This window comes from Burkholderia sp. E168m23, assembly GCF_016586125.1.
In the GTDB taxonomy this organism is placed as follows: domain Bacteria; phylum Pseudomonadota; class Gammaproteobacteria; order Burkholderiales; family Burkholderiaceae; genus Burkholderia; species Burkholderia orbicola.
The window spans coordinates 1-2,619 of sequence record NZ_BCPP01000976.1 but is presented as its reverse complement, the minus strand read 5'-3'; the positions used below and the strand labels follow the sequence as shown (position 1 = coordinate 2,619).

3 protein-coding genes are annotated in these 2,619 nt (G+C 65.0%); 2 read left to right on the top strand and 1 reads right to left on the bottom strand.

Annotated elements, in window-relative coordinates:
• Together JMF90_RS32795 and JMF90_RS32790 are read left to right on the top strand one after the other, a co-directional pair.
• Positions 1-586, top strand: a 586-nt coding sequence (locus JMF90_RS32795; RefSeq protein WP_236598082.1) for a GDP-mannose 4,6-dehydratase, incomplete at its 5' end; no start/stop codon positions are given.
• Between the two features lie 27 nt (positions 587-613).
• Positions 614-1,720, top strand: coding sequence for a glycosyltransferase (locus JMF90_RS32790; protein WP_175809008.1), 1,107 nt, complete (start codon positions 614-616; stop codon positions 1,718-1,720).
• Between the two features lie 86 nt (positions 1,721-1,806).
• Here JMF90_RS32790 and JMF90_RS32785 read toward each other — a convergent pair.
• Positions 1,807-2,619, bottom strand: an 813-nt coding sequence (locus JMF90_RS32785; protein WP_201325988.1) for a UDP-N-acetylglucosamine 4,6-dehydratase family protein, incomplete at its 5' end; no start/stop codon positions are given.

The following is a 2,619-nucleotide window of genomic DNA, read 5'->3' as shown; positions in this document are numbered from 1 at the left end:
GCGGCGGCGGCACGTCGAGTACATGCACGCGCCATGCGTGCGGCGTTTCAACGGGAGAAGCGGAATCGGACGGAATGGACATCGGCGCGCGGCAGCCTGTGTTCTGGTCCCGGTCGGCGCGCACGCGAGCGGGCTGATCGGCGAGGACCCTGCCGGCATCCCGAACAACCTGATGCCGTACGTCGCGCAGGTCGCGGTCGGCAAGCTGGAAAAGCTGCGCGTGTTCGGCTCGGACTACCCGACGCCGGATGGCACCGGCGTGCGCGACTACATCCACGTCGTCGATCTCGCGAAGGGGCACATCGCCGCGCTCGACGCGCTCGCGAAGCGCGACGCGAGCTTCGTCGTGAACCTCGGCACCGGCCAGGGCTACAGCGTGCTGGAAGTCGTGCGCGCGTTCGAGAAGGCGTCGGGCCGTCCGGTGCCGTACGAACTCGTCGCGCGCCGCCCGGGCGACATCGCGGAGTGCTATGCGAACCCGCAGGCCGCGGCCGACATCATCGGCTGGCGTGCGACGCTCGGTATCGAAGACATGTGTGCCGACCACTGGCGATGGCAGGAGGGGAACCCGCGCGGTTTTGTATAATCCGCTGTCCATTTTCCGAGCGATCCCATGCTCAGCTTCGCGTCCGGCTTCATCGTCTCCTTGCTCGTCACGCTGTTCATCGTGCGCTACGCGCACCTTCACGAGAAATTCTCGATCGACAGCGACCTGGCCGGCGTGCAGAAATTCCATGTGCGGCCGGTGCCGCGGGTGGGCGGCATCGGGATCCTCGCCGGGGTCATCGTTGCCGCGCTGGTGCTGTTCCGGCGCTATCCGACGATCTCCGGCAGCATTCTCGGCATCGTTGCCTGCGGGCTGCCGGCGTTCCTGTCCGGCCTCGTCGAGGACCTGACCAAGCGCGTGTCGCCGCGCGCGCGGCTGCTGTGCACGATGGGCGCGGCCGCGCTCGCATTCTGGCTGATGAACATCGCGGTCACGCGCATCAGCGTGCCGCCGCTCGACTTCCTGCTCGGCTACGTGGCCATCTCGGCATTCATCACGGTGCTCGCGGTCGCGGCGCTCGCGAATGCGATCAACATCATCGACGGGTTCAACGGGCTCGCGTCGATGGTCAGCTTCATGATGTTCGCGTCGCTCGCGTATGTCGCGTTCCACGTCAACGACCCGGTCGTGATGTCCGCGTCGATCATCATGATGGGCGCGGTGCTCGGCTTCTTCCTGTGGAATTTTCCCGCCGGGCTGATCTTCCTCGGCGACGGCGGCGCGTATTTCATCGGTTTCATGCTCGCGGAGCTCGCGATCATGCTCGTGATGCGCAACCGCGAAGTGTCCGCGTGGTACCCGGTGCTGCTGTTCATGTATCCGATCTTCGAGACCTGCTTCTCGATCTACCGGAAGAAGTTCATCCGTGGGATGTCGCCGGGGATTCCGGACGGCGTGCACCTGCACATGCTCGTGTACAAGCGGCTGATGCGCTGGGCCGTCGGGACGAAGCATGCGCACGATCTGACGCGGCGGAATTCGCTGACGTCGCCGTATTTGTGGCTGCTGTGCCTCGTCGCGGTGATACCGGCGACGCTGTTCTGGCGGCATACCGTGCACCTGTTCGCGTTCGTCGTGCTGTTCGCGCTGACCTATGTGTGGCTCTATCTCAGCATCGTGCGGTTCAAGGCGCCGAGGTGGATGGTGGTGAGAAAGCATCGGCCCGGCCGCTGAACCGCGTAACCGGTTTCCGGACGAAAAAAACGCCCTGCTGGGCGCTTTTTCTCTTCTTGCCGTTCAGTTCACGGCCTGGGACCGCATCACCCGTTCGATACGACGCGCACCGACGGCACGCTCTGCAACACGGGGGCAACGGCCGTCTGGTATTCCGGCACCCAGCGCCGCAGATCGCGCCGTACCTCGTCGTCGGACAACACGCGATGCTGCATCAGCCACGGCAGCAATTCGTCGAGGAAATTGTCCGGCACTTCGCGCGCACGTGCGATCCGCAGCTTCGGGTGCGGCGTACGCGTCGTCGCCTCGTCGTCAGCGAGCAACTCCTCGTAGAGCTTCTCGCCCGGCCGCAGCCCGGTGAACTCGATGCGGATCTGTTCTTCCGAGAAACCGTACAGGCGGATCAGGTCGCACGCGAGATCGACGATCTTCACCGGCTCGCCCATGTCGAGAATGAAGATCTCGCCGCCATGCCCCATGCTCGATGCCTGCAGCACGAGCTGCGACGCTTCCGGGATCGTCATGAAGAAACGCGTGATCTCCGGGTGCGTGACCGTCACCGGGCCGCCCTTCGCGATCTGCTGCTGAAACTTCGGAATCACGCTGCCCGCGCTGCCGAGCACGTTGCCGAAGCGCACCGTCTCGAACTGCGTACGCCCGCTCGACTGCTGCAACGCCTGGCAGGCCATTTCCGCGAGACGCTTGCTCGCGCCCATCACGTTGGTCGGATTGACCGCCTTGTCGGTCGAGATCAGCACGAAGTGACGCACGTCGTGGCGGATCGCCGCCCGCGCCACGCGATAGGTGCCGAGCACGTTGTTGCGCAGCGCCTGCCATGCGTTGTGCTCTTCCATCAACGGCACGTGCTTGTAGGCGGCCGCATGGAACACGATGTGCGG